Annotated in this window: 25 protein-coding genes and 1 pseudogene; 16 read left to right on the top strand and 10 right to left on the bottom strand. The window is 71.4% G+C overall.

Annotation, left to right across the window (positions count from 1 at the left end; translation table 11 throughout):
* Nucleotides 1–31 precede the first annotated feature (31 nt).
* Entirely contained in the window at nucleotides 32–949 is a 918-nt protein-coding gene (locus ACWCQM_RS08420; RefSeq protein ID WP_450914518.1) for a hypothetical protein, read from the bottom strand.
* 202 nt (nucleotides 950–1,151) lie between these two features.
* Between ACWCQM_RS08420 and ACWCQM_RS08415 the strand changes: the two genes are divergently transcribed.
* The gene (locus tag ACWCQM_RS08415; RefSeq protein ID WP_450914517.1) at nucleotides 1,152–2,054 is read left to right on the top strand and encodes an oxygenase MpaB family protein; all 903 of its coding nucleotides are present in this window, start codon (nucleotides 1,152–1,154) and stop codon (nucleotides 2,052–2,054) included.
* 35 nt (nucleotides 2,055–2,089) lie between these two features.
* Here ACWCQM_RS08415 and ACWCQM_RS08410 read toward each other — a convergent pair whose 3' ends face one another.
* On the bottom strand, nucleotides 2,090–2,689 hold the full coding sequence (locus ACWCQM_RS08410; protein WP_450914516.1) for a class I SAM-dependent methyltransferase: 600 nt from the start codon (nucleotides 2,687–2,689) through the stop codon (nucleotides 2,090–2,092).
* Nucleotides 2,690–2,850: 161 nt separating this feature from the next.
* Here ACWCQM_RS08410 and ACWCQM_RS08405 point away from each other — a divergent pair, with 161 nt between their 5' ends.
* From ACWCQM_RS08405 to ACWCQM_RS08365, 9 genes are all read left to right on the top strand, one after another.
* Complete coding sequence (locus ACWCQM_RS08405) at nucleotides 2,851–3,648, top strand: MHYT domain-containing protein (RefSeq protein ID WP_450914515.1); 798 nt, start codon at nucleotides 2,851–2,853, stop codon at nucleotides 3,646–3,648.
* An 83-nt stretch (nucleotides 3,649–3,731) separates the two neighbouring features.
* Entirely contained in the window at nucleotides 3,732–6,296 is a 2,565-nt protein-coding gene (locus ACWCQM_RS08400) for a sensor histidine kinase (protein ID WP_450914514.1), read from the top strand.
* Entirely contained in the window at nucleotides 6,293–6,730 is a 438-nt protein-coding gene (locus ACWCQM_RS08395) for a roadblock/LC7 domain-containing protein (protein ID WP_450914513.1), read from the top strand. Before ACWCQM_RS08400 ends, ACWCQM_RS08395 begins: the two co-directional genes overlap by 4 nt.
* A 201-nt stretch (nucleotides 6,731–6,931) precedes the next feature.
* Nucleotides 6,932–7,270, top strand: a complete 339-nt coding sequence (locus ACWCQM_RS08390; RefSeq protein WP_450914838.1) for a DUF742 domain-containing protein — start codon at nucleotides 6,932–6,934, stop codon at nucleotides 7,268–7,270.
* A 173-nt stretch (nucleotides 7,271–7,443) separates the two neighbouring features.
* Nucleotides 7,444–8,079 (top strand): GTP-binding protein, encoded by a 636-nt coding sequence (locus tag ACWCQM_RS08385; RefSeq protein ID WP_073752282.1) that lies wholly within the window; start codon nucleotides 7,444–7,446, stop codon nucleotides 8,077–8,079.
* A 222-nt stretch (nucleotides 8,080–8,301) separates the two neighbouring features.
* Nucleotides 8,302–8,712 carry a roadblock/LC7 domain-containing protein gene (locus tag ACWCQM_RS08380; RefSeq protein ID WP_450914837.1) on the top strand — a complete coding sequence of 137 codons (411 nt, stop codon included), beginning with the start codon at nucleotides 8,302–8,304 and terminating at the stop codon, nucleotides 8,710–8,712.
* Nucleotides 8,713–8,821: 109 nt separating this feature from the next.
* Nucleotides 8,822–9,793 carry a DUF6397 family protein gene (locus ACWCQM_RS08375; RefSeq protein ID WP_450914512.1) on the top strand — a complete coding sequence of 324 codons (972 nt, stop codon included), beginning with the start codon at nucleotides 8,822–8,824 and terminating at the stop codon, nucleotides 9,791–9,793.
* Between the two features lie 42 nt (nucleotides 9,794–9,835).
* Entirely contained in the window at nucleotides 9,836–10,324 is a 489-nt protein-coding gene (locus ACWCQM_RS08370; protein ID WP_450914511.1) for an N-acetyltransferase family protein, read from the top strand.
* A gap of 215 nt (nucleotides 10,325–10,539) precedes the next feature.
* Nucleotides 10,540–11,184 carry an LAETG motif-containing sortase-dependent surface protein gene (locus ACWCQM_RS08365; RefSeq protein WP_450914510.1) on the top strand — a complete coding sequence of 215 codons (645 nt, stop codon included), beginning with the start codon at nucleotides 10,540–10,542 and terminating at the stop codon, nucleotides 11,182–11,184.
* 142 nt (nucleotides 11,185–11,326) lie between these two features.
* Here ACWCQM_RS08365 and ACWCQM_RS08360 read toward each other — a convergent pair whose 3' ends face one another.
* Nucleotides 11,327–13,426, bottom strand: coding sequence for a SpoIIE family protein phosphatase (locus tag ACWCQM_RS08360; RefSeq protein WP_450914509.1), 2,100 nt, complete (start codon nucleotides 13,424–13,426; stop codon nucleotides 11,327–11,329).
* A 178-nt stretch (nucleotides 13,427–13,604) separates the two neighbouring features.
* On the opposite strand from ACWCQM_RS08360, the gene ACWCQM_RS08355 reads away from it, so the two are divergent.
* Nucleotides 13,605–14,663 carry an enoyl-CoA hydratase/isomerase family protein gene (locus tag ACWCQM_RS08355; RefSeq protein ID WP_450914508.1) on the top strand — a complete coding sequence of 353 codons (1,059 nt, stop codon included), beginning with the start codon at nucleotides 13,605–13,607 and terminating at the stop codon, nucleotides 14,661–14,663.
* A gap of 185 nt (nucleotides 14,664–14,848) precedes the next feature.
* Here ACWCQM_RS08355 and ACWCQM_RS08350 read toward each other — a convergent pair whose 3' ends face one another.
* From ACWCQM_RS08350 to rhaI, 3 genes are all read right to left on the bottom strand, one after another.
* Nucleotides 14,849–16,330, bottom strand: a complete 1,482-nt coding sequence (locus tag ACWCQM_RS08350) for a rhamnulokinase (protein WP_450914507.1) — start codon at nucleotides 16,328–16,330, stop codon at nucleotides 14,849–14,851.
* Between the two features lie 82 nt (nucleotides 16,331–16,412).
* Nucleotides 16,413–18,458: a bifunctional aldolase/short-chain dehydrogenase gene (locus ACWCQM_RS08345; RefSeq protein WP_450914506.1), complete on the bottom strand. Its 2,046-nt coding sequence runs from the start codon at nucleotides 18,456–18,458 to the stop codon at nucleotides 16,413–16,415.
* A gap of 69 nt (nucleotides 18,459–18,527) precedes the next feature.
* Nucleotides 18,528–19,694, bottom strand: coding sequence for an L-rhamnose isomerase (rhaI, locus tag ACWCQM_RS08340; RefSeq protein ID WP_450914505.1), 1,167 nt, complete (start codon nucleotides 19,692–19,694; stop codon nucleotides 18,528–18,530).
* A 213-nt stretch (nucleotides 19,695–19,907) separates the two neighbouring features.
* On the opposite strand from rhaI, the gene ACWCQM_RS08335 reads away from it, so the two are divergent.
* Nucleotides 19,908–20,666 carry an ArsR/SmtB family transcription factor gene (locus tag ACWCQM_RS08335; RefSeq protein ID WP_450914504.1) on the top strand — a complete coding sequence of 253 codons (759 nt, stop codon included), beginning with the start codon at nucleotides 19,908–19,910 and terminating at the stop codon, nucleotides 20,664–20,666.
* A 71-nt stretch (nucleotides 20,667–20,737) separates the two neighbouring features.
* Here ACWCQM_RS08335 and ACWCQM_RS08330 read toward each other — a convergent pair whose 3' ends face one another.
* The gene (locus ACWCQM_RS08330; RefSeq protein WP_450914503.1) at nucleotides 20,738–20,965 is read right to left on the bottom strand and encodes a hypothetical protein; all 228 of its coding nucleotides are present in this window, start codon (nucleotides 20,963–20,965) and stop codon (nucleotides 20,738–20,740) included.
* A gap of 119 nt (nucleotides 20,966–21,084) precedes the next feature.
* Entirely contained in the window at nucleotides 21,085–21,564 is a 480-nt protein-coding gene (locus ACWCQM_RS08325; RefSeq protein WP_450914502.1) for a hypothetical protein, read from the bottom strand.
* A 129-nt stretch (nucleotides 21,565–21,693) separates the two neighbouring features.
* Here ACWCQM_RS08325 and ACWCQM_RS08320 point away from each other — a divergent pair, with 129 nt between their 5' ends.
* Nucleotides 21,694–22,554, top strand: coding sequence for a pentapeptide repeat-containing protein (locus ACWCQM_RS08320; protein WP_450914501.1), 861 nt, complete (start codon nucleotides 21,694–21,696; stop codon nucleotides 22,552–22,554).
* A 43-nt stretch (nucleotides 22,555–22,597) separates the two neighbouring features.
* Here ACWCQM_RS08320 and ACWCQM_RS08315 read toward each other — a convergent pair whose 3' ends face one another.
* Nucleotides 22,598–23,143, bottom strand: coding sequence for an SRPBCC family protein (locus tag ACWCQM_RS08315; protein ID WP_450914500.1), 546 nt, complete (start codon nucleotides 23,141–23,143; stop codon nucleotides 22,598–22,600).
* A gap of 143 nt (nucleotides 23,144–23,286) precedes the next feature.
* Here ACWCQM_RS08315 and ACWCQM_RS08310 point away from each other — a divergent pair, with 143 nt between their 5' ends.
* On the top strand, nucleotides 23,287–24,639 hold the full coding sequence (locus ACWCQM_RS08310; RefSeq protein WP_450914499.1) for a radical SAM protein: 1,353 nt from the start codon (nucleotides 23,287–23,289) through the stop codon (nucleotides 24,637–24,639).
* A gap of 60 nt (nucleotides 24,640–24,699) precedes the next feature.
* On the opposite strand, the pseudogene ACWCQM_RS08305 reads toward ACWCQM_RS08310, so the two are convergent.
* Nucleotides 24,700–25,363, bottom strand: a pseudogene (locus ACWCQM_RS08305) (NADPH-dependent F420 reductase).
* A 187-nt stretch (nucleotides 25,364–25,550) separates the two neighbouring features.
* Here ACWCQM_RS08305 and ACWCQM_RS08300 point away from each other — a divergent pair.
* Complete coding sequence (locus ACWCQM_RS08300; protein WP_450914836.1) at nucleotides 25,551–26,102, top strand: glycoside hydrolase family 25 protein; 552 nt, start codon at nucleotides 25,551–25,553, stop codon at nucleotides 26,100–26,102.
* A 162-nt stretch (nucleotides 26,103–26,264) separates the two neighbouring features.
* A partial coding sequence (locus ACWCQM_RS08295; protein WP_450914498.1) for a cbb3-type cytochrome c oxidase subunit I occupies nucleotides 26,265–26,770 on the top strand: 506 nt, incomplete at its 3' end.

Genomic DNA, 26,770 nt, shown 5'->3' with positions numbered 1-26,770 from the left:
CTGGAGGACCCGGCGGTCCCTGAGGTGCCGGTCAGGACGGCCGGACGGCCAGTTCGTCGAGCGCCTCGAGCAGCCCGGGCAGCTCAGGGCCCCGGCCGACCGTCATGACCTCGCCGGGTTCCTCGTCCAGCAGGACGAAGGCGATGTCGTCCGTCCTCGCGACCAGGGACCAGCCGGGGCCGTCAGCACGCAGGGTGCGGGCCCCGCCGGGGGCGAACGCGGAGCGTATCCGGCCGGGCGGGGGCGGAGAGGCGACATACGCGCGGGCCGCTTCGAGCGCCCTGCGTACTCCGGGGTGCTGTCCGGATCCGGAGGCTGCCTCACCGGTGTCGTCGTCGGCATCGGGCGCCTGCTCCCCGTCCGCCTTCTGCTCGCCCGCCTCGCCGTCACCCGACGCGGAGCCCGCCCCGGATGCGGAATCCGATCCGGCCCCGGATGTGCCGAACGCGGTCCCGTCGTCGATCTGTTCGCGCCAGGCCGACCACTGAAGAGCGATCTCGTCGGCCCCGAGCCTCCGCTGCGGAGCCCCCCACACCGAGGTGTCAGGCGGTGTCAGCGGCTTCAGGGCCCCGTCCTCCGGGCCGGGGAGCGGATCGTGCGGCTCGGGCACCCCGGGCGCCGCGACCGCCAGCTCGAGCGGCCACCCCGGCAGTGCGCACACCACCGAGCGGTCGTCGGGTGAGAGGTCGTACTCCATCCCGCAGTCCCACGAGGCGATGGCGACGGCCACCAGGGAGACGTCGTCCACGACCACCGTCCACCGTGCGCCGCCGCTGTCCTGGCCGAGAACCAGGCCGTACCCCTCGGCGTACGGCTCCAGGCCGAGCCCGTCGCACGCGGCCACGTAGTCGTCGCCCAGCACGCTCGGGAACTGCGCGGGAGTCAGCAGCACCGCGGTCAGCACGAACAGCGAGTCCTCTTCGGCGACCGTGTCGTCCGTCCCAGCCACAGCACCCTCCCTCATCCGTTGTACCGGTCGTATCCGTCGGCGCACCTTAACTACTCGGTAACCCCCTCGTCGAGGCCCTGACAAGCGAAAACGCCGACCTGTACAAAAGGTGCGGACGCGCCACGCAGGCCCCTCGCCCCGTGGTGCCGGTCCTCCGCGTCCCCGTAGGGTGGTGCCTCCGGCCGACGAGGGGGAGAGCACGGTGAAGCGGTTCGAACGGCTCAAGGAGATCCAGCGCCTGGACCCGGAACGGGACTTCCTGGAGATCTACCGGCTCACCGTGACGTACGAATTCCCCTGGGACATCACCCGGGCGCTCGAACTCGCCCTGTACCGCACCTACGCGGTCCCCAGCATCGGCCGACTGCTCGCGGAGACGGGGGAGCTGACGGAGCGCCCGCAGAAGAGGTACGACGACACCTCGCTCCTCCTGGACGCCGTCGTGGAGCACGGATTCGACAGCGAGGCGGGACGCACGGCGGTGCGCCGGATCAACCGGATGCACCGCAGCTACGACATCAGCAACGACGACATGCGGTATGTACTCTGCACCTTCGTCGTCACCCCCAAGCGCTGGATCGACTCCTTCGGCTGGCGCAGGCTCTCCGGCCACGAACTGCGTGCCTTCGCCGCCTACTACCGCACACTCGGCGCCCGCATGGGCATCAAGGACGTCCCGCAGACCTACGAGGACTTCGAGCGGGTCCTCGACAGCTACGAGGACGCGCACTTCGGCTGGGACGAGGGCGCACGCTCGGTCTCCGACGCCACCCTGGCCCTGATGGGCTCCTGGTACCCCCGTCCGCTCGCGCCCCTCGTCCGCAGGGCGAGCCTCGCCCTGCTCGACGACTCGCTGCTGCGGACCTTCCGGTACACGCCGCCGGGACCCGTCGCCCGCGGGCTGACCCGCGGAGCACTGCGCCTGAGGGCGCGCGCCGTGCGCCTCCTCCCGCCGCGGGCCACCCCGCACTACGCCCGCCAGAACCCCGAGATCAAGGGCTACCCGGGCGGCTACGAGGTGTCCGGCCTCGGCACCTTCCCCACCCCGGGCGTCCGTGGCTGCCCCGTGCCGCACGGCCGGCCCCCGGAGGCCCCGGCCGGGTGAGCCGCGCGGAGCCGGTACCCGGCCGGCCGCGCCGCTCAGCCGGTCCGCACGGCGAGCACCAGGAACCGGTCGTCCTCGTCGGTGTACGCCGCCAGCCGCCAGCCCGCCCCCGCCAGCAGGGGCGCGAGACGGGGCTCGGACCTGAGATCGTCCTCCGAAAGGGCCCGGCCGTGCCGGGCGGCCAGCGCGGCCCGCCCGATCGGGTGGAACAGCGCGAGCCTGCCGCCCGGACGCACCACCCGCGCCAGCTCCGAGAGGCCACGCGCGGGGTGCGTCAGATGCGAGATCAGCCCGGCCGCGAAGACCGCGTCGAGGGTTCCGCCACGCAGCGGCAGCCGCTCGGCGTCCGCCAGGAGCAGCACGCCGCTCGTCCCCCGGCCCGCCCGCCGGGCCGCGTCCAGCATCTCGGGCGTCAGATCGGCCCCGAGCACCCTGCCGCCCCGACCGACCGCCGCACGCAGGGCGGGCAGCGCGCGTGCCGTACCGCAGCCCGCGTCGAGCACGGTGTCGCCCGGGCGCAGACCGAGCTCTCCGACGGCGGCGGCGTAGGCGGGTCCGTCATCGGGGAAGCGGCTGTCCCAGTCCGCCGCCCGCACGGAGAAGAAGTCCTGGACGTGTGTGTGGTCGTCGGCCATGTGGACATGATCGCGCAGTCGGCACCTGAACGAAACGACGCGAGGCGCCGCACTCGTTCGTACCTCGGCCGATCGTTCGGGACCATCTCTCTGTCATATTTCATCAGCTTTCGAAATGCGCCCCTGGAGTGCGCCCCGGTGCGGGCTAGCGTCCCGGATCCATGGGACACCTGGACCACGCCACCTTCGGCTGGCTGACCCCCGCGCTGTCGTACGCGATGGCATCGATCGGCGCCGCACTCGGGCTGCGGTGCACCGTGCGCGCACTGGGCACCAGCGGCCGCTCGCGCCGCAACTGGCTGCTCACCGCCGCCTCCGCCATCGGCACGGGCATCTGGACGATGCACTTCGTCGCCATGCTCGGCTTCGGCGTCACCGGCACCGACATCCGCTACGACGTACCGCTCACCCTGCTCAGCCTCCTCGTCGCCATGCTCGTGGTGGGCGCGGGGGTCTTCACCGTCGGCTACAGCCGCGACCGCTCGCGAGCCCTCTTCATCGGGGGCCTCACCACCGGGCTCGGCGTCGCCAGCATGCACTACCTGGGCATGGCCGCCCTGCGGCTCCACGGCACCGTCGCCTTCGACCCGCTGCTGGTGACCATCTCCGTCGTCATCGCCGTCGTAGCGGCGACAGCGGCACTCTGGGCAGCGCTCAACATCAAGTCGCCGGGGGCGGTGGCCATGGCGTCGCTCGTCATGGGCGCCGCCGTCAGCAGCATGCACTACACCGGGATGCTGGCCGTCGGAGTCGAGGTCACCCCCTCGGGTGCCGCTCTTCCCGGGGCCACGGTCATGCAGTTCATCTTCCCCCTCGCCGTGGGCCTCGGGTCGTACCTCTTCCTGACCTCGGCGTTCGTCGCCCTGTCACCGGCCGCACGGGAACACCGTCCGGGCACCGCGCCCGTTCCCTTCGACGACGCCCGTGCCGAACGGCCCGCGACCGCCCAGGCCCCCTGACCGCCGCGGTTCACCCGTCGTACACAGCATTCGTCGTACACAGCATTCGGGGCGGAAAGCTCCCCACCCGGAACGAGGAGGCCATGCGCACACCCCGCACGACGACCCCGGACCCCGGTGCGCACACCGGCCGGCCCGTGACACCGCCGCGCGGACGACGCGCACATGCCGGACCGCCCGCGGACGAACGTCCCGACCGGGAGGCCGGACCGCCGAGGCCCGAGGGAAACCCGCCCGCGCGGGGCTCGCTCCGGCCCAGGACCGTACGTGCGAAGATCATCTCCCTGCTGATGGTGCCCGTCGTCTCGCTGCTCGCACTCTGGGGATTCGCCACCGTCACCACCGCACAGGACGTGGCACGCCTGCGCGAGGTGCAGCGCGTCGACACCGTGGTGCGGGCCCCCGTCACCGCGGCCGTGAGCGCGCTCCAGGGCGAACGCACCGCCGCCCTGCGCCAGTCGGCATCACCCGGTACCGGCCACGCCGCAGCCCTGAAGCGGCAGGCCGGGCGGACGGACGCCGCCCTGGGAGAGCTGAGCCTGGGCGACGACCACACCGTCGCCGACGCCGGCCTCCTTCCCGCGAAAGCCGCTGCCAGGCTGGGCACTTTCCTGGACAAGGCCCGGGAACTCCGCACCCTGCGCGCCGGGCTCCTGAACCCCTCCGAGGACGGCGCGGCCACGGGCTCCGACGCGTACGCCCGGTACACCGAGGCCATCACCGCGGGGTTCGAGGTGTCCGGCGCCCTGACCGGCATCCAGGACGCCGAGACCGGTTCCGAGGCCCGGGTCCTGCTCGAACTGGGCCGCAGCGGGGAGATGCTGGCCCGCGAGGAAGCCCTGCTGGCGTCCGCGGCACTGACCGGCACGCTCGCCGGCGAAGAGCTGAGGCTCTTCACCGGCGCCGTCGCGACCCGCCGCAGCCTGGCCGGGACGGCGGCGGCCGATCTGCCGCCCCGAGCGGGCCGGGCATGGCAGAACCTCACCGGCCTGGGCGCCTACCGCGGGCTCACCGCCGCCGAGGACAGCGTGCTCGCGGCGCCGTCCGGCCGCCGTGCCGCGAAAGCGGTGCCGACCGCCGCCTGGGAGAGGGACACGGCCGAGATACGCACAGGGCTGCGCGCCATCGAGACGGATGCGAGCGACCGCGCCGCGGACCGCGCGGGCGCCTTCATACGGGCCCTGTTCAGCCCCGCCGGAGCAGCCGTCGTCCTCGGATTCCTTGCCGTCGCCGCCTCGTTGGTGATCTCCGTACGGATCGGCCGCGCGCTCGTCGTCGAACTCGTCAGCCTGCGCGACAGCGCACTGGAGATCGCCTGGCGCAAACTGCCCCACGCCATGCAACGCCTGCGTACCGGCGAGGAGATCGACGTCGGCGCCGAGGCACCGGCCGGACGGCACTCCCACGACGAGATCGGTCAGGTGGGCGAGGCACTCGACACCGTGCACCGCGCCGCCCTCGACGCCGCCGTCGAACGCGCCGAGCTCGCCAGCGGCATCTCCGGGGTCTTCGTCAACCTGGCCCGTCGCAGCCAGGTCCTCGTCCACCGCCAGCTCGCCCTGCTCGACGGGATGGAGCGCAGGGCGGAGGACCCGGGCGAACTCGGCGACCTGTTCCGCCTCGACCACCTCACCACCCGCATGAGACGGCACGCCGAGAGCCTGATCATCCTCTCCGGCGCCGCCCCGGGACGCGCCTGGCGGATGCCCGTACCGCTGACCAACGTCGTGCGCGCGGCGGTCTCGGAGATCGAGGACTACGCCCGCGTGGAGGTACGGGCGCTGCCGGACGCGGGAGTGAAGGGCGCGGCCGTCGCCGACCTCACCCATCTGCTGGCCGAACTCGTGGAGAACGCGGCGCAGTTCTCACCGCCCCACACCAAGGTGCGGATCAGCGGCGAACCCGTGGGCAACGGCTACGCCCTGGAGATCGAGGACCGTGGGCTCGGCATGGGGCAGGAACTGCTCGGCGAGGCCAACCGGCGCATCGAGCAGTCCGAGACCCTCGACCTCTTCGACAGCGACCGGCTCGGCCTCTTCGTGGTCAGCAGGCTCTCCGCCCGCCACCGCATCAAGGTCCAGCTGCGCACATCCGCCTACGGCGGCACGACCGCCGTGGTGCTCCTGCCGACCGCGCTCCTCCAGAGCAGCCTGCCGGAGGGCGAGCCGGCAGGCCCGGCCGAGGACGAGGCCCACTCGACGACGGTGGCCAGGGATGACAACAGCCGGACAGGACCGGCGGGCCCACGCCCCACGGCGTTCCCCGCCCCGGTCGCCGTGCCCGCACTCGAACCACGCACGCCGGCGGCGCCGCGCCCGGAGCCTGACGCCGCCCCCGCGCCCGTGACCACCCTGCACCGCCGCGCCCGCTCCACCGACGACGACGGGGAACTGCCGCGCCGCGTCCGGCAGGCCAGCCTCGTACCCCAACTGCGCCGTCAGCCGGCGGCGGAGGGGCGGGAGCCGCACGGCTCAGGGCCCGCGCCCACGGTCGAGCGCACCCCCGAGCAGGCGCGGGACCGCATGACCGCCTACCGAAACGGATGGGTCCGCGGAGGCGGGACCGCACCGGGGGCCAACGCTCCGGGCCGCACCGCACGCGGATCCGTATCCCCATTCAGGCAGCACAGCGAAGGAGACCCGACATGATCGTGAACGAGAGGCCGGGGAGGGCTTCCCGGCGCTCCGGGGAACTCGACTGGCTGCTGGACGATCTGGTCGCCCGGGTCGGCGAGATCCGGCACGCGGTCGTCCTGAGCAACGACGGTCTGGCCGTCGGCGCGTCCCACGCACTCAGCCGCGAGGACGCGGAGCACCTCGCGGCCGTGGCCTCCGGCTTCAACAGCCTGGCCAAGGGCACCGGGCGGCATTTCGGCGCCGGTGGCGTGCGGCAGACGATGGTCGAGATGGACGACGGCTTCCTCTTCGTCGTGGCCGCGGGGGACGGGTCCTGCCTCGCCGTCCTGAGCACGGCCTTCGCGGACATCGGCCTGGTGGCGTACGAGATGGCACGCCTGGTGAAGCGGGTGGGCGAACACCTCGCCACCCCGGTGAGGCTCGCCGGACCGCCGGCGACGGGCTGAGGACGGCACGTGCGGATGAACGACGGCGGAGTGCCGCCGGACCGCGGGTACGGCCCACCTCCGGACGCCCTGACCGGCGGGTACGGCCGCCCGTACGACGGGGAGTTCGGTACGCCGCACGGCAGCGGTCACCACGGCTTCGCGGCCGGTGAGGACGACGAGGCGCCGGGCAGCCAGTGGTACGACGCGGAGGCGGGCCCGCTGGTCCGCCCCTACGCCGTCACGGGCGGCCGGACGAAGCCGGGACCCAGCGGGGTGCGCTTCGACCTGATCGCCCTCGTGGCGGCGGACGACGGCCCACCGGACGGTGAGGCTCTGCTGGGGCCCGAGCACCGGTCCCTGCTCGCTCTCTGCCGCGACGAGACCCAGTCGGTCGCGGAGCTCTCGGCGGACGCCGACCTGCCGGTGGGCGTGGTGCGGGTGCTCCTGGGCGATCTGCTCGAAGCCGGCTGCGTACGGGTCAGCAGGCCCGTACCGCCCGCCCAGCTGCCCGACGAGCGCATCCTGCGCGAGGTCATCGACGGCCTCCGGGCCCTCTGAGGACTTCCGTAATCGTCATGTGCGCTGCCCTCTCAAGACGAATACCGAAGCCGTCCGGGCGCTGATCGAAGCAGTCCGGACACATACGTCAAAAACTGTTCACCCTCCTCGGCGGCCGCCACTGATTGCCATGCTGTCGCCCCTACTGATGGCACTCGCGAGAGAAGTGATCGATGTCCTCCGAGCATGTGGACAGCACGGTTGAGGAAGAGTCCGGAGACTCCACGGCCCTCGCCCTGAAGATATTGGTGGCCGGCGGCTTCGGCGTCGGCAAGACCACTCTGGTCGGCGCGGTGAGCGAGATCCGTCCCCTGCGGACCGAGGAACTCCTCAGCGAGGCCGGACAGTCCGTCGACGACACCGGCGGGGTGGACCAGAAGACCACCACGACCGTCGCCATGGACTTCGGGCGCATCACCATCCGGTCCGGGCTTTCGCTGTACCTCTTCGGCACGCCGGGGCAGGACCGGTTCTGGTTCCTCTGGGACGAGCTGTCGCAGGGCGCTCTCGGGGCGGTCGTGCTGGCGGACACCCGGCGGCTGGAGGACTGCTTCCCGGCCGTCGACTACTTCGAGCACCGCCGCATCCCCTTCGTCGTCGCCGTCAACTGCTTCTCGGGCGCGCGGACCTATGCGGAGGCCGATGTCTCGCGGGCCCTCGACCTGGACAGCGGCACACCGGTGGTCCTCTGCGACGCGCGCGACCGCGCCTCGGGCAAGGAGGTCCTGATCCGGATGGTCGAGTACGCCGGGCGGATGCACACGGCCCGGCTCCTCGACTCGGTGGGCCAGGCATCGGGGGCGGAGTGATGCCAGGCACGTCGGGGGCGCCCGGCCCGGCCACGAGTGAGGCAGGACGCTCCTCGCCGTGCCTCCGTGCCCATTCCGTGCGCCCGTATGCGCCCCTCGGGACAGGGCTCGGCACGTGGCGCGAAGCAACGCCCCCGGGGTGGGGAGGCGCTTGCCCGCAGGGGAGCCGTGCGCAAGGCTTGCGCGGAATGCGGGGAACATATGAACGGGGAGGACGAGCAGATGGCGCTGGACCGGGGACTCGACTGGCTTCTTGACGACCTCACGAGCCGGGTGGAGCACATCCGGCACGCGCTCGTGCTGTCGAACGACGGGCTGGTGACCGGAGCGAGTACGAGTCTGGCCCGGGAGGACGCCGAGCACCTGGCGGCGGTCTCGTCCGGGCTCCAGAGTCTGGCCCGCGGCTCGGGGCGGCACTTCGGCGCGGGAAGAGCACGTCAGACCATGGTGGAGTTCGACGAGGCGCTGCTCTTCGTGACGGCGGCCGGGGACGGCAGCTGCCTGTGTGTGCTGACCGCCGCCGAGGCCGATGTCGGGCAGGTCGCCTACGAGATGACACTGCTGGTCAACCGCGTGGGCGAGCACCTCGGCGTGACGGTACGCCAGGGAGCTGACCGCCTCGACCGTCTCTGACCTGCGCGTTCCATGGGCGACGGGAAGTTGTCCACAGGGCAGGGCGAAGAGTTTCCCCCGGAGTTACCGTGGTCACGGAGAGTATTCGACCTCACGGGGGAGGACGGCCATGACCGTTACGGAATCCACGCGCACGCACACCACGGACGCGACGGCGGTGTGCGTGCCGGCAGGACGCGCGGCCCAGGAACTGATGTTGAAGCACGGAGAATTCGAGATCGCCGTACACCTGGGGCTGATCGGTGCGGAACCGGCGACGAGCGGGGCGAGGCCCCGGGTCCGTCAGCGGGAGATCGACCGGCTGCGCGCCGAGCCGGGCTTTCCCGAATCGCTCCGGGACCGCGTGCGCACAGCGGGCACGGCGGAGGGCGCCGCACTGCTCGGCGTCAGTCCCGTGCGCTTCACCGGCCTCGCACGCATCGGGTGCCTCACGCCGGTCGCCTTCTACCTCAACCGCTACCGCGCGGTGGTCTGGCTCTATCTCGTGGACGACCTCCTCGCCTTCGCCGCGCGAGAACCCGGCCTGGTCGGAGGGAGGAGCCCGGACGGGATGCGGGCCATGCTCAACGCCGGCACCGACCGGCGTGCGCGCAACTGGCGTTCACGCAGGGTCGACAGGCTGCTCAGCCGTACGGAGGACCCATGGGCACGCGCCGCGTTGCAGGCCACCGCCCTGGATCCGGTCCAGCTCGCGGAGGTGGTGGACGACCCCTACGAGCGTGCCCAACTCGCGCGGATGCGTCCCGTCTCCGTGTACGGCCGCCCCGCCTCCCTGTCCGGGAGGGAGGCCCTGGCAAGGCTGATGCTGGCCGACGATCCGGACGAAATCCTGTGGCGCCGGGTCAATCTGACGCTGGAGCTCGACCGCGCGCGTGAGATCCGCCCGGCTCCCCGGCCGGGCACCGGACCCGTGTCGGGGCCGGCGGCCCAGCAACTGTCCGGGACGGCCGGCGGAACGCTCCGCCGCCCCGGCTCGCGAGCGGGGGGACGACCCGGTTCGCCTCCGGGCCCGCGGCCGGGTTCCGGGCGGGGACTGCTCGCCCGGATCGGACTGAGCCGGCCACCGCGGAGAGAGCGCTAAAGCGATTGCGGGGCGACCGCCCTCAACGGCAGTCTTTGCCGCATGCTGATCAGAGAAGCCACCGCCGAGGACTGGCCCGCCATCTGGCCGTTCTTCCACGACATCGTCGCCGCCGGGGAGACCTTCACCTACCCCGAGGACCTGAGCCGGGAGCAGGCCCAGGACTGGTGGCTCCTGGCGGAGCCGAACCGTACGGTGGTCGCGGTCGACGACACCGGTTCCGTCCTCGGCACGGCCAAGATGAACCGGAACCACATGGGCAACGGCTCGCACATCGCCAGCGCCAGCTACATGGTGGACCCGGAGCACTCCGGCCGGGGCGTCGGCCGGGCCCTGTGCGAGTACACGGTGGAGTGGGCGCGTGCGCAGGGCTATCGCGCCATGCAGTTCAACGCCGTCGTGGAGACGAACTTCCATGCCGTGGGGCTGTACCGCTCCCTCGGATTCGACATCATCGGGACCCTCCCCGAGGGGTTCAACCACCCCGCCAAGGGCTATGTGGGGCTGCACATCATGCACAAGGCCCTCTGAGTACCGCCACGTCGACAGCCGGTGGACCCGGTGACGGGGCGTATTCCGGCCATCCTGCGTGTGTCCGTCATGTCACAAGTGGCACTGATGTGAGTGTGGTTGAGGTGTGAGTACGGCGTGGGCGAAGTGTGGGGCCGCTGCGCCCCCCGGGAGCAGGGGGCAGTACTGTGCGCCCCACCGCCATTCAGCGGTGAACTCATATGGAGGAAGAATCCATGACCATACCCAGGAGATCGTGGCGTGGCGCGGGAGCATTCGCGGCCGCTGCGGTAGTCGGCCTGGCAGGCGGAGTCCTCTCCGCGGGCCCGGCCGCAGCTCACACCCCCACCTGGGCCGTGACCTGCTCCGAAGTGACGCTCAATCTGACGCAGTACTCGAAGGACGTCGCCAACCAGGTGACCGTTTCCGTGGTCGGCGGCGATGTGCTGCTCCCCACCACCGAGTTCGGCAGGGACTTCAGCACGAAGACGCCGCTCCAGCTCCCGAAGCACGACAAGGAGCTGACCGTCCGCCTCGTCGTCAAGGCCGGTGACAGCGACAAGTACTCCGTCGACCAGACCAAGGTCGCCCCGGTGTGCGAGGAGACCACTCCGTCGGCCACCCCGACCGAGGAAGCCCCCTCGGAGACTCCGGGCACCGAGCCGGCGACGCCCGAGGCCCCCGCGCCCAGCGCGACGCCGAGCGAGACCGCCACGGAGGCCGCGCCCGCGCCCGCCGAGCCGAGCAGCAGCGCGCCCGACCTGGCCGAGACCGGTTCGTCGTCCGCGACGCCCGTGATCGGTGGAGCCGCGCTCGCCGTCCTCCTCGCCGGAGGCGGCATCCTGTGGTCCGTCCGTAAGCGCCGCAGCGTGCAGCACTGACGCGTCCTCCGGCAGTCCGGGCCCGCGGCGGGAACGCCTCGGGACCGGAACGCCGGGGCGGGGGCGTACCGCGTCATCTCCGATGCGGTACGCCCCCGTTGCGTTCCGGAACGGCCGAAGTCTCCTGGCCGGGGTGGAATTCCTACGGCTGCGGCGGGGGACCGATCTCGCACCAGACCGCCTTGCCCTCGCCCCGGGGTTCGATGCCCCAGCGCTGGGCGACGGCGTCCAGCAGCAGCAGGCCGCGCCCGGAGGTCGACGTCTCGCCGGGAGTGCGCCGTCTCGGCCAGACGCTGGAGCGGTCCTGTACCGACAGCCTGATGCGCCGAACGGGCTCCGGCAGCACTTCGAGCGTCAGCACCGCACCGCCCTCCGTGTGCAGCAGCACATTGACGAGCAACTCCCCGGTGACCAGCTCCGCGTCGTCCGCCAGCCCGGCCAGGTCCCAGTCCTTCAGTGCCTGACGCACGATCGAGCGTGCCTCCGACAGCCCCTGCGGGTCCGCCTGGTGGATGTACTGGTGCAGTCGCGGGGCCAGTGGTGATCCGATGTCCGGACTGCGCCTCAGCACCAGCAGGGCCACGTCGTCGCCCGACCCCCAGCGTTCCCACAGCCGGTCGGACAGATGGTCGGCCAGCGCCTCGGCCCCGTCGGGCCCGTCGCTCACCTCGTGGATGAGTGCCGCCACACCCGCGTCGACATCGGCACCCGGTTCCTCCACCAGTCCGTCGGTGTACAGCACCAGGGTCTCGCCCGGCACCAGGTCGAGACGGGTCTCGGGGAACTCCTCGTCACGGAAGTCCGTGGAGATCCCCAGCGGCAGTCCACCCCGCACCTGAGGAATGCCGACCCGCCCGTCGGTGTGCCTGATCAGCGGGCCGAAGTGTCCGGCCCGCGACACTCGCACCGCACCGGTGGCCAGGTCCGCCTGAGCGTACGTACACGTCGCGAAGCGGTCGGTGTCCAGCTCTGCGAGGAACCGGGAGGCCCGGGCCATGACGGTCGCCGGGGGATGCCCCTCCGCCGCGTACGCGCGCAGGGCGATGCGCAGCTGGCCCATGATCGCGGCCGCGTGCGTGTCGTGCCCCTGCACATCGCCCACCACCACGCCGATACGGTCCCGGGGGAGCGTGATCACGTCGTACCAGTCCCCGCCGACCTCGCGCCCGCTCCACGCCGCGTGATAGCGGACCGCGATCTCGCCGCCCTCGATCTTCTGGATCCGGCGGGGGAGCATGGCCGACTGGAGCCCCGTGGCGAATTCGCGCTCCTCGTCGAAGAGGATCGCCCGCTGGAGCGACTGCGCCACGATGGCGGCCAGCCCCAGGCAGAGGATCCGCTCGTCCGCGTTGAACACCGCGCGGTCACGGTAGAAGAGGGCGAGACCGCCCAGCGGGCGCGCCTGCGCGATCAGCGGAAGATACGCCACGGCCCGGAAATTGAGCTCACCGATGTGGGGTTCGAGCACCGGATAGCGCCGGACCAGCGCGTCCAGCGAGGTGATGAACCGGGGGCGCCCGCTCAGGATCGTCTCCCCCAGAGGACGGGTCGCGTCGAGCTGCCCGGAGCCCAGCCCCTCCAGGACCTCCACGGAATCGCCGCTCAACGCGATGATGTTCAGCGTGGAGTTGTCCACCAGGCCGAGCGCCAGTCCGTCCGCGCCGATCCCGACCAGCCCGCCCGGCCCGGTGAGGGCCGCGGTGACGTCGTCCACGGTCACCGCGCGTGACAGCGCCGTGGTGGTGCGTTCGACGATGCTCGTCTGGCGGCGGCGGCGCTCTTCCAGATCCAGCACGAAGGCCGAATGGGTGACCTCGGCCGTCGCGTCCCGCACCACACCGATGACTCGGTGTGCCCGGCCGTCCTTCGAGCGCAGGATCCGGGCCTGGACGTGCGTCCACTGGAGGGTCCCGTCGTCCAGCGGCACCTGGAAGTGGACGCTGTAGGAGTTGCTCCCGCCGGAGATCGCCTCGTCGATCTCACCGTCCAGCCGGGACCGCTCACTGGCGTCCAGCCGCTCGACGACGGCCGACGGCCGCGAGTCGAAGGTCGCGGGATCCAGGCCGAAGACCAGCAGGCCCGCCTCGTCGACGTCCAGGGTCCGCGCGTCCAGATCCCATTCGAAGCTGCCGGTGCGGTTCAGGGCGAGCCGCTCCGCAGTACCCGTCCCACCGGCGCGGCGCCGGTCGATCCGGAGCCGCGACGACGCGTCGTCGTCTGCTCGCCGTGAAGAGTCGCTCATGCCTGCTCCGGAGGTCGTCCGGCGGGGCTGCTGGACGTCGCGGCCCGTGGATCTCAATTGTCGAGCCCGTGGTGCGGTACTGCCACAGCGGTCACACGGCACACCCGGGGCCAGGAGCCCGTGGCGCCCGTCGCAGAATGGCACGCAGAGATCGTCCACGGCTGACCGGAGCGCACCTATGAACGACGACGAGCCCGTCCTGCTGCACACCGAGGGCCCCGTCCTGCACATCACCCTCAACCGCCCCCGGGCACTCAACGCGCTCACTCACACCATGGTGCGCGCCGTAGACGAAGCGCTCGCCCGGGCCGCCGCCGACGACACGGTCACGGCCGTACTGATCGCCGGGGCCGGTGTGCGGGGCCTGTGTGCGGGCGGCGACATCCGCTCGATCTACGAGGACGCCCGCGCGGGCCGCAGTGCCTCCGTCGGCTTCTGGCGTGACGAGTACCGGCTCAATGCCCGGATCGCCAGGTTCCCGAAGCCGTACGTCGCGCTCATGGACGGCATCGTGATGGGCGGCGGGGTGGGGGTGTCCGCCCACGGAGACGTGCGGGTGGTCACCGAGCGTTCCCGCGTCGCGATGCCCGAGACCGGCATCGGGTTCGTCCCCGACGTGGGCGGTACGCATCTGCTCGCGGCGGCGCCCGGGGAACTCGGCACCCATCTGGCACTCACCGGCCGCGCCGTGGAGGCGGCGGACGCCATCCTGTGCGGGCTGGCCGACCACTACATTCCCTCGCACCGCCTCGCCGGCCTCACCAGCGCGCTCGCCCGGGTCACCACGCCCGCCGAGGTGACGGACACCGTGCGGAGTTTCGCGACCGATGCCCCGCCGGGGGAGCTCGCCGAGCAGCGAACCTGGATCGACGACTGCTACGCAGCGGACACCGTCGAGGAGATCATCGACCGGCTCGCGAACAGCGGACCGGCCGCGGCGAAAGAGACCGCCGCCCAACTCCAGGCCCTGTCACCCACGGCGCTCAAGGTCACCCTGGCCGCCGTACGGCGCGCCAAGGGGCTCGGCGGCCTCGAAGCCGTCCTCGACCAGGAGTTCCGCGTCTCCTGCCGGGCCTTCGCCGGGCACGACCTCGTGGAGGGCGTCCGGGCGCGGATCATCGACAAGGACCGGACCCCGCGCTGGAACCCCGCCGAGCTCGGTGAGGTCACGGCCGACCAGGTCGCCCGTCACTTCGAGCCGCTCGGCGACCAGGAACTCGGGCTGTCCTCCCTCTGACGCCGGGCCGCGCGGACGGCCCGGGCGGCAGCCCTTGGGCGAGGGCCCCCGCACCCAGGCCCGCTCGACGGGCCGAGGCGGGGGCCGGCATCCGCAGTCCGGCATCCGCAGGCCTGCTTCCCCGGCCGGAGCCAGACGGCCGGAGCCAGACGGCCGGCGCCCCGAGCCGTGTGAGGCGCGGGCGCTCAGACGCGGACGGACAGCCGCTCTGCGGCCCTGTCCCACGCCCCCAGATCCCCCCGCGGGCTGTAGTGACGCAGCTCCTGGGTGCGCGCGACCAGCTGACGCATCTCCCAGAGCCCGCCGACCAGCCCGTGGGCCCGCGCCTGGACCAGCACATTGCCGAGCGCCGTGGCCTCCGCGGGCCCCGCCGTGACCGGCAGCCCGGTCGCGTCGGCGGTCCACTGGCAGAGCAGCTCGTTCCGCGAGCCGCCGCCGACGAGATGGATGCGGGTCAGCTCGCACCCCGCCAGCCCGGCGGCCTCGCGCAGGGTCCTGCGGTGGGCCAGCGCCAGGCTCTCCAGCACGCACCGCACATATCCGCCGGGACCGTCCGGGACGGCCTGCCCCGTCCGGGCGAGAGCGGCGTCGATCCGCGCGGGCATGTCACCGGGCGCCAGGAAACCGGGATCGTCCGGGTCGATCACGCAGGCGAACGGCTGGGCGCGCGCCGCGTCCGCGAGCAGCCCGGCCAGGCTCGTCGGCGTACCCTCGCGGTCCCACGTGCGACGGCACTCCTCGAGCAGCCACATCCCCATGATGTTGCGGAGATAGCGCACGGTGCCGTCCACCCCGCGCTCATTGGTGAAGTTCGCGGCCCGGGACGCCTCCGTCAGCACCGGCGCGTCCAGCTCCAGACCGGCCAACGACCAGGTACCGCAGGACACATAGGCGAATCCCGGCTCCGTCGCGGGAACGGCCGCCACGGCGGACGCCGTGTCGTGCGAGGCCACCGTCGTCACCGGTGTGCTCTCGGGCAGACCCGTGAGACCGGCGACGTGCGGCAGCAGGGTTCCCGCACGCTCGCCCGGCTCGCGCAGGGCGGGGAACAGCGAACGGTCCAGTCCCAGCCGCTCCATCAGCTCATCGGACCAGCGCCCGGAACGCGCGTCGAACAGACCCGTCGTCGACGCGTTGGTCACCTCCGCGCCCACCGACCCCGTCAGCCAGTACACCAGCAGATCCGGCATCAGCAGCAGCGTGCGCGCCGCCGGCCACTGGGCCGTCGTCCGGTGGGCCGCGAGCTGGAAGAGCGTGTTGAACGGCAGGTGCTGCAGCCCTCCGACGCCGTACAGCTCCTGCGCCCCGATCCCGGCGAGCACCTCCTCGGCAGCTGCGGCGTTGCGGTCGTCGCGGTAGTGGAACGGGATGCCGAGCAGCGACCCCCCGGCATCGAGGAGGCCGTAGTCCACGGCCCAGGTGTCGATGCCCACCGAGGTGACGGGACCGGTGCGCGCCGCGGCGCCCAGGCCGTCCAGGATCCCCTGGAACAGGGCGAGTACGTCCCACCGCAGCCCGTCGGGGAGCCGGACCGGGGTGTTGGCGAAGCGGTGCGCCTCGGTCAGCACCAGTTCGTCGGGGCCCACCCTGCCGGTGATCACCCGGCCACTGGTGGCCCCCAGGTCCACCGCGGCGAACACCGGGTCGTGTCGTGAAGTCGCAGACATGGAAATCTCATCCGATCAGGGCGGCGCCGCGCCCCGGAGGGTCCGTGGAACAGCTGCCGGGGCGCGGCGCGGTGGCACTCGGTCAGCGAAGGAAGGCCGCCGCCACACCGGCGTCGACGGGAATGTGGAGTCCGGTGGTGTGGGTGAGCTCCCCACCGGTCAGCGCGAAGACGGCATTGGCGACATGCTCGGGGAGCACCTCGCGCTTGAGGATCGTGCGCTGGGCGTAGAACTCGCCGAGCTTCTCCTCCTCGATGCCGTACGTCGCTGCGCGCTGCGCGCCCCACCCGGCGGCGAAGATCCCCGAACCACGCACCACCCCGTCCGGGTTGACCCCGTTGACCCGGATGCCGTGCTCGCCCAGTTCGGCCGCCAGCAGCCGCACCTGGTGCGCCTGGTCCGCCTTGGTGGCCGAGTACGCGATGTTGTTCGGGCCGGCGAACACGGCGTTCTTGGACGCGATGTAGACGATGTCGCCACCCAGACCCTGCGCCCGCATCACCCGTGCCGACTCACGGGACACCAGGAACGAGCCGCGCGCCATGATGTCGTGCTGGAGGTCCCAGTCCTTGGCCGTGGTCTCCAGCAGCGGCTTGGAAATGGAGATTCCGGCGTTGTTCACGACCAGGTCCACACCACCGAAGGCGAGGGACGCGGCCTTGAACGCCTCGGCGATCTGCTCCTCGGACGTGACGTCGACCGTCACCGCGACGGCCTTGTCGGGCCCGCCGAGCTGCTCGGCCACGGCGGCCGCGTTCCCGGCGTCCAGGTCGGCTACCACGACACACGCGCCCTCCGCGACGAGCCGGTGCGCGATGGCCTTGCCGATCCCCGACCCCGCGCCGGTGACCAGCGCGACCCGGGATGCGAGCGCCTTCGGCTTCGGCATCCGGCGGAGCTTCGCCTCCTCCAGCTCCCAGTACTCGATGCGGAACTTCTCGGACTCCTCGATCGGCGCGTACGCGGAGACGGCCTCGGCGCCGCGCATCACATTGATGGCGTTGAGGTAGAACTCACCGGCGACCCGCGCCGTCTGCTTGTCCTTGCCGAACGAGAACATGCCGACACCCGGCACCAGCACGATCGCCGGGTCCGCACCGCGCATCGCGGGCGAGTCGGGGGCCGCGTGGCGCTCGTAGTACGCGCGGTACGCCTCGCGGTACTCCTCGTGGAGCACCTGGAGCCGGGCCACCGCCTCCTCCAGCGGTGCGTCCGCCGGCAGGTCGAGGACCAGCGGGCTGACCTTCGTACGGAGGAAGTGGTCGGGACAGGACGTGCCGAGAGCGGCGAGGCGGGGGTGCTCCGCACGCGAGAGGAAGTCCAGCACGGGCGCCGCGTCGGTGAAGTGCCCCACCTGAGGGCGGTCCGTGGACGCGATCCCGCGGATCACCGGAGCCAGGGCCGCGGCCCGCTCCCGTCGCGCCGCGGCGTCCAGCGCCTCCCGGCCGGGAAGCACCGGGCCGAACGGATCGGCCTTGCCGCGCTCCTCCAGGAACGTCTCGGCGGTGCGGATCATCCAGAGGGCGTTGCGCTCGCACTCCTCGGACGTGTCGCCCCAGGCCGTGATGCCGTGACCGCCCAGGATCACACCCACGGCCTGCGGGTTCGCCTCCTTGACGGCCGCGATGTCCAGACCGAGCTGGAAGCCCGGCCGGCGCCAGCCCACCCAGGCCACTTTGTCACCGAAGCACTCGGCGGTCAGCTTCTCGCCGTCGGCGGCGCACGCCAGCGCGATCCCGGAGTCCGGGTGCAGATGGTCGACGTGCGCGGCCTCGACCAGCGCGTGCATCGCCGTGTCGATGGACGGAGCCGCGCCTCCCTTGCCGTGCAGGCAGTAGTCGAACGCCGAAACCATCTCGTCCTCGCGCTCCACCCCCGGATACACGTCCTTGAGCGCGCGCACCCTGTCCAGCCGGAGCACGGCGAGACCGGCCTCGGTGAGCGTGCCGAGGTCGCCTCCCGAGCCCTTGACCCAGAGCAGCTCGGCCTCGCCACCCGTGACCGGGTCGGTCTCGGTGCCCTTGGCCGACGCGTTGCCGCCTGCGTAGTTGGTGTTGCGGGGGTCGGAGCCGATCCGGTGGGCGCGCTCCAGGAGCGCGGCAACTTCGGCGTGCGTCGCGGACGTCATGAGGGTTCCTTCGGGAAGAGAGTGGGGACGGGCGGGTGCTGCTGGAGTGCGGAGGCGGGCGAGCGGGGCTCAGGCGCCCCAGCCGGCCTGCTCCCCGCCGACGCGGTCGGCGGCGATGCGCTCCTGGTTGCCGGAGGCGAGATAGGCCGCGAACGGGTCGGCCGCCAGACCGAGCTCCTCGCGGACCTCGGCGAGCAACGGGCGTACGTCCGTGTTGAACGCGTCCATCAGCACTCCGTTGGAGGCGAGGACATCGCCGGAGCGCTGGGCCTCGGCCAGGGCCCCGGCGTCGATCAGCAGCGCCTTCGCGGTCGCTTCCTGGACATTGGTGACCGAGCGGATCACCGCCGGGATCTTGGCCTCGATGTTGTGGCACTGGTCGAGCATGAAGTTGACGTTGGTCTCGGTCTTCAGGCCGCCGTTCTTGGTCACCTCGTGCATGATCCGGAACAGCTGGAACGGGTCGGCTGCGCCCGCCATCAGGTCGTCGTCCGCGTAGAAGCGGGAGTTGAAGTCGAACGCGCCGAGCTTCCCCTCGCGCAGCAGGAACGCCACGATGAACTCGATGTTGGTGCCCGGCGCGTGGTGACCGGTGTCCACGACGACCTGGGCCTTCGGCCCGAGCTTGAGGCAGTGGGCGTACGCCGTGCCCCAGTCCGGGACGTCGGTGGTGTAGAAGGCGGGCTCGAAGAGTTTGTACTCCAGCAGCATCCGCTGGTCGTCGCCGAGGCGCTCGTACACCTCGCCGAGCGCCTCGGCCAGCCGGTCCTGGCGCCCCGCGATGTCGTCCTGGCCGGGGTAGTTGGTGCCGTCCGAGAACCACAGCTTGAGATCGGGCGATCCGGTGGCGTCCATGATGTCGACGCACTCGAGCAGGTGGTCGACGGCCTTGCGCCGGACCTTCGGGTCCGGGTGGGTGACCGAGCCCAGCTTGAAGTCGTCGTCCTGGAAGACGTTGGAGTTGATGGCACCGATCCGCAGCCCGAGGTCCTCGGCATGCCGGGTCAGTGCGGCGTAGTCCTCGACCCTGTCCCACGGGATGTGCAGCGACACCTTGGGGGCCACCCCGGTGTACGCGTTCACCTGCGCGGCGTCCGCCAGTTTCTCGAACGGGTCACGGGGGACCCCGGGCTGGGCGAAGACCTTGAAGCGGGTCCCGGAGTTGCCGTAACCCCAGGACGGCGTCTCGATGACCTGAGACTTCAGAGCTGCCTTGACGGCCGACACATCAGACATGAACACCTCGTAAGCAGAGTCATCCGGCGACCGGTCAGGATCGGGGATGTGAATCGTTTCATCCGGAACGTACGCTAGGTTTGAGCGGTGCTGCCAGTCAAGCAGCTCGTCAGGTTTCTTCTTGACTTGAATCAATTCATCAGCCCTGATGAGGGGCTTCCGGATGGCTTGCGAGCATTGACAGGTGACCGAAAGGTCACATATTTTGGACATATGGACGCGGTGTTCAAAGCTCTGGCGGACCCGACGCGGCGCAGTCTTCTCGACGAGCTCTTCCGCGAGGACGGGCAGACACTGAGTGCGCTGGAGGCCCGCTTCGACATGACGCGGTTCGCCGTGATGAAGCACCTCAAGCTGCTGGAGGCGGCGGGCCTGGTCGTCACGCGACGGCGCGGGCGGGAGAAGCTCCACTTCCTGAACCCGGTGCCCATCCGGCTCGTCCACGACCGGTGGGTGAGCAAGTACGCGGAGCCCTGGGCCGCGGGGCTCAGCGACCTCAAGAGCCGACTGGAGAATGCCATGGAGAAGGTCTTCGAGATCTACATCCGTACGACTCCCGAGCGCCTCTGGGAGGCGATCACCGATCCCGAGATCAGAAGCAAGTACAACTTCGGCGCCCGCGTCGTCTCCGACTGGACGGAGGGCTCACGCTTCGAGATGGGGCCGGCCGGCGCTCCGGGCATGCTCGGCGAGGGCCGGAATCTGGAGGTCGAACCGCCGCGCAGGCTCGTACAGACCATGGTGGCCCTCTGGAGCGACGAGGTGAGGAGCGAGGGCCCGACCCGCATCACGTGGGAGATCGAGCCCATCGGCGACTCCTGCCGGCTGACCGTCACCCACGACGAGCTGCGCGAGGGTGCGAACGAGGAGCTGTACGGCGGCTGGCCGATGATCCTCTCCGGCCTCAAGACCTGGCTCGAGACGGGCGAGCTCCTCACCACGCCGGGCTCGCTCATGTACACCGGCAGGTAGTGCGCGCCGCCGCGGTGGGCGCTCCAGCGGGGCGACCGGCCCCTGGTGCAGCGCCCACCGCGATCGGGAGGTCAGTGACCGGAGCCGCTCAGGCTCGGCCGGAGCTGACGCACGAGGGCGAAGAACCGGTCCTCGTTGCCCGAGAGTCCGGCGCTCCTCAGTGCCTCATCGGCCTCCTGGATCGGAGAGGCCAGCAACGGCATGTAGAGCGGGCCGTCCGCCGGGTCGGCGAGCGCGGCACGCGTGGCCGCCAGTAAACGGACGTACGCCTGGGCCGCGGCGAATTCTGCTTGGTGCATCTCAGCATCTCCCGGTCAGAGGTGTCGGACCGTCAAGCATCCCCCATGGGTCTGACAACGCCCCTTTGACGGTGCGGAAGAAGCCACGGAGAAGGCGCGGCCGAGAGGCGGCGGACGCCTCAGAAGCGCTCCCCTGACGGCGGTTCGACCTCGACGTACCGGCGCCGGCGAGGCCCGCGGTAGAGCAGCGCCGTCCAGCCCAGGCTCCGCAGCACCGTCACACACCCCGTCAGGGCCTCCTCCTCTTCATGGACGGCACCGCTGCCCGGAGGACCGGCCCACTCGACCCGGACCGAGCCAGGAGTCTCGCCCGCGCACACCCGGTACCCGGTGGCCGTACGCTCCCCGGACGGACCCACGGCCGACGCGGGTATCCCCGCCGCTTCCAGGGACAGCGCCACGGCCCGCACCGGGCGGTGCAGCTCCCACGGCGCGGGCGCACCCTCGGGATCGGCGCATTCCGCACGGGTCAGCCGCCTGATCTGGAGCATCCCCTCGAAGGCGGTCCGCACCTCTCCGGCCCGCCCGCCCGGTGGCCGGGAGTCCGCCCGGCCGTCCCCGGTCGCGGGCTCGAAGCCGCTCTCCCGCGCACCACCCATGCCTGCCCCCTTCACCGGTGTCCGATCCTGTGCCCAGTGTGCGCCCGCCCACCGACAGTGGCCGCAACCTCCGGTCCCGGTACAGCGATAGGCTCGGCGAGCACCGCACACCACGGAGGAACCGCGCACGTGTCCGACGACCACCCGAAGGCCCTGCCCGTCACCGGCCGTGCCGCCCTGCGCGCCGACTGCGCGAACTGCTTCGGGCTGTGCTGCGTAGCCCTGACGCTCACCGTGTCGGCGGACTTCGCGATCGACAAGGACGCCGGTACCCCCTGCCCCAATCTGGCGGACGACTTCCGCTGCGGCATACACACCCGGCTGCGGCCGGAAGGCTTCTCCGGCTGCACCGTGTACGACTGCTTCGGCGCGGGCCAGAAGGTCTCCCAGGAGACCTATGCGGGCCAGGACTGGCGCTCGGCCCCGGAGACCGCCCAGGAGATGTTCCGGGTCTTCCCCGTGATGCGCCAGCTCCACGAACTGCTCGCGTACCTCACCGAGGCGCTCACCCTGCCCGCCGCCGCACCCCTCGCCGACGACCTCCGCGACGCCCTCGACAGCACGGAACGCCTCACCCACCGCCCCTCCCGGGAACTCGCGGAGCTGGACGTGTCCGCACACCGGGACGCGGTGGCACCGCTGTTGCTGCGCGCCGCCGAACTGGAACGGGCCACCGTCCCCCGGCGCGGGAAGAGCCGCCACCGGGGTGCCGACCTCATGGGAGCCCGGCTCTCCGGTGCCGACCTGCGCGGAGCCGGACTGCGCGGCGCCTACCTCATCGCGGCCGACCTGCGCGGCGCGGACCTGCGGCGCGCGGAGCTCATCGGCGCCGACCTCCGGGACGCGGACCTGTCCGGCGCGGACCTCACCGGGGCGCTCTACCTCACCCAGGCCCAGATCAACGCGGCGAAGGGCGACGCCGAGACCCGGCTGCCGCCCGCCCTGACCCGGCCGTCGCACTGGGGCGCGGAAGGACCTGCGGCACGCTGAACGCGGCGCCCTCGCCCGCGTACTCCCGTACCCGGCCCAAGGCTCACCGACGGCCGGTGTCGCCCTCCTCGCGGCCGCCCGTCCGGGGGCCGTCCTGCTCCAGCGCCGCCTTGAGACGCTCCAGGGTCGTGCGGATGTTCCCCCGCTGGAACTCCGCGAACGTATGCCCACGCGTCGCCACCCGGTCGAAGGCGTTGGCCAGCGGATCGGGCCACGTCCGCCGGTCGTCCGTCCAGATCTCCGTGACCCGGGTGCGTCCCTCGACCTCCTCGAAGCGGTACTCCCACAGGGCGATGGCCCCGGGCAGCAGGGGACGGCGGACCCCTATCGCGTGCACACGGAAGGCGAACCGGAGGCCCGGGTCGGCGGCCGTCACCGTGCACCTGGTCGTCCAGCGGAAGGGGCCGCGCCTGTTGCGGCCCTCGAAGACCATGCCGGCATGGGCGCTCCGGCGCTCCCCGAGCACCCTGGCGCCGAGGTTCTCCGGGCTCCAGCGCCCCATCGCGGTGGGATCGCTCACCGCTTCGTACACGGCCGACGGGGCCGCGTGGATCAGAACGCTGTCCGACACCGACATGGTGCGGGGCATGGGCGGTACTCCTCGTCCTCTGCCGCCCGGGCGCCTGACGGACCCCGGACGGACCGTGTGCGAACGGCCTGCGATGCTGGTTCGTTGGACAGTGTGTCGTACACGCGATCGTGCTCAGAGCACCGGACCCCAGGAGCCCGAACATGCCAAGCCCCACTCAGCCCGGCCACACCCGCACCGCCGCGACGAGCGGTGAGCGGACGCGTCTGGTCGAGGAGCTCATGGAGCGGTTCCCGCATGTGCCGAGAGAGGCGGTCCTCAAGGAGGACCTGCTGCGGGGCGGGATGGCGTTCGACGAGTCCGCGCTCAGCGACAACGAACACGGCGACATCAAGCCGAAGTCGTACTTCATCTTCTCGTTCGACCACGGCACCCTGCCCGAACTCGGAGCTGCCGCCCTGCGCAGGCCGCCCGAGGAGATCGTGCTCACGGGCGGGCCCTACGACCTGCGTCGCACGGTCGTGTCGGTACGGGTCAACCCCGCCTCGCCGTACCGTGTCGCGGCGGACGCCGACGGTGTCCTCGGGCTCTACCTGGACGGCGCGCGCATCTCGGACGTGGGCCTGCCGCCGATGCCGGACTACTACCGCCACACGCTGGAGAACGGCAAGTCCGTCATGGAGGTGGCACCCACCATCCAGTGGGGCTATCTGATCTACCTCACCGTCTTCCGGGTCTGCCAGTACTTCGGCGCCAAGGAGGAGTGCCAGTACTGCGACATCAACCACAACTGGCGCCAGCACAAGGCGGCGGGCCGCCCCTACACCGGCGTGAAGGACGTCGACGAGGTCCTGGAAGCACTGGAGATCATCGACCGCTACGACACGGCGAAGACCACCTCGGCGTACACGCTCACCGGCGGCGCCATCACCTCCAAGCTCCAGGGCAAGGACGAGGCGGACTTCTACGGGAGCTACGCCAAGGCCATCGAGGAGCGGTTCCCCGGCCGCTGGACCGGCAAGGTCGTCGCCCAGGCGCTCCCCAAGGACGACGTCCGGCGCTTCCACGACTACGGCGTGAAGATCTACCACCCCAACTACGAGGTGTGGGACCGCCGCCTGTTCGAGCTCTACTGCCCCGGCAAGGAACGCTACGTCGGCCGGGACGAGTGGCACCGCCGCATCCTGGACTCCGCCGACGTCTTCGGCGCCCGCAACGTGATTCCCAACTTCGTCGCCGGAGTGGAGATGGCCGAGCCCTTCGGCTTCACGACCGTCGACGAGGCGATCGCGTCGACCACCGAAGGCCTGCGCTTCTTCATGTCACAGGGCATCACCCCGCGCTTCACCACCTGGTGCCCGGAGCCCACCACGCCCCTCGGAAAGACCAACCCCGACGGCGCCCCGCTGGAGTACCACATCCGGCTGCTCGACGCCTACCGCTCGACCATGGAGGAGTACGGCCTCTCCTCGCCTCCCGGATACGGTCCCGCGGGGCCGGGCCGGGCCGTGTTCTCCGTGAGTTCCTTCATGGACAGTCTCCCGCCGGAGAGGTGAGCCCGCGGCCGGACCCCTGGGCCGTGCGTGCGCACGGCCCAGGGGTCTTCGCCCGTTCGCTCAGGCGCGCCACTCGGCGGTGCGCTCCGGCGAGGCCTCGGCCAGTGCCTTCGCGATGACGTCGGCGTCGCCCCGGTTCCCGTAGACCGGTGTGCCGGGCTGCTGGCGCCACGACTCGTCGAGGCCACCCGTGTCGACGCTGTCGAACCCGAGCTCGTCGAGCAGGTCCCGGACCGCCCGCTTGGCCGCCGCGTCGTCGCCGGCGACCGGGAGGGCCTGACGCCCGGGGGTGCCCGTGGGGAGGCCCTTGTCGAGGATGTCCTGCGCGTAGGTCCCGTTGAACGCCTTGACGACCGGGTGGCCGATCTGCTGCTCGGTCCACCGGCTCTCGGGGAGTCCGTCCTCGATCGCCGGGATGGCCCCGTCACGCTGCGGATAGTAGTTGCCCGTATCGATGACGGCGACGTCCTCCGCCGCCCCGTCGAGAAGGCCCGAGGGCAGAGCGGGGACCGCCTTGAGCGGGACGGTCACCACGACGATCCGCGCGCCGCGTGCCGCGTGCCGCCTCCGCCGACGCGACCGGAGTCGCTCCCGTCTCCTCGGCGAGTTCCTTGAGGGTCTCGGGCCCGCGGGAGTTGGCGACGGAAACCTCGTGCCCGAGCGCGGTGAGGCGCCGCGTCAGATTGCCGCCGATGTGTCCCGCCCCGATGATGCCGATCTTCATGAAACGACCTTCCGATGCCCACTGCTTGCGAAAAACCGGTCTCGCCGGATCACCAACCCGCCGGGTTCGCGCACTATTCCGGCTCAGGCGAATCGGTTCCGCAGCCGAGCGGCGGATGGGATCGCTCCAGGCGGGCACGCATGGAGGAGATAAGCGGAATCGTGATGCCCACTTGGAGGCGGTGCCCGTGCTGCACGGCGTCGATGTCAGCTCCTACCAGACCGACTTCGATACGGACGGACTGGATTTCGTCTTCGTCAAGTCCACCGAGGGCCGTTCCTACGTCAACCCGAAACTCGACGGCCAGGTGAAACGTGCCAGGGACGCCGGGTGCATCGTCGGCTTCTACCACTTCCTGTGGCCGGGCCATGCGAAGGAACAGGCGGCGCACTTCGCCGACAGGACACCGGAGCGCGCGGGCGACCTGCTGGCCGTCGACTGGGAAAGGACCGGTGAGGGGACCCGGGCGAGCAGCGCGGACAAGGACCGGTTCATCCACGAGGTGAAGCGGCTGAGGCCCGGTCACCGAGTCCTGCTCTACTGCAACCGCTCCTTCTGGCTCACCCACGACACGACCTCGTACGCCGGGGACGGACTCTGGATCGCCGACTACGGAAAGGCGGGAAAGCCGAGGATCGAGGCGGACTGGAGAATTCACCAGTACACCGACGATCCGCTCGACAAGGACGTGGCCGACTTTCCCTCGCGGGAGGCGATGCGAGCCTGGGCCGAGGGCTGAGAGCGGTACCCGCGTCAACACCGGTATTACGGCGATCGGCCAATGGAGTGCCCTTTGCCAGCCACCGGTGCAGTGCGCATCGAGATGACCTGCGGTACCGCCGCGGGGAGTCCATTCTGGTCGCCGAGTCCGCAACCGGCCGTCGACCGAAGGAGTGCCGCAGTGACGACGAGGGGCCCCTCAGTATCGGTGGAAGCCGATGCCGCCTACCAGGACGAACTGCCTGTGCGGCGTCGGCAGCCGGGGAACGTGGTCATCAGGTGGCTCACCACCACCGACCACAAGACGATCGGCACGCTGTATCTGATCACCTCGTTCGCCTTCTTCATCGTCGGCGGTGTCCTGGCGCTCGTGATGCGTGCCGAGCTGGCGCGCCCGGGTGACCAGCTGATCTCGAACGAGCAGTTCAACCAGGCGTTCACGATGCACGGCACGATCATGCTGCTGATGTTCGCGACGCCGCTGTTCGCGGGATTCGCGAACTGGATCATGCCGCTGCAGATCGGCGCGCCCGACGTGGCGTTCCCGCGGCTGAACATGCTGGCCTACTGGCTGTACCTCTTCGGCTCGCTCATCGCGGTGGCCGGCTTCCTCACCCCGCAGGGTGCGGCCGACTTCGGCTGGTTCGCCTACTCCCCGCTGTCGGACGCGGTCCGCTCGCCGGGCGT

The organism is Streptomyces sp. NPDC002125 (assembly GCF_053593715.1).
Note: the sequence above shows the minus strand (reverse complement) of the source record. Positions and strands in the feature narration are given on the sequence as shown.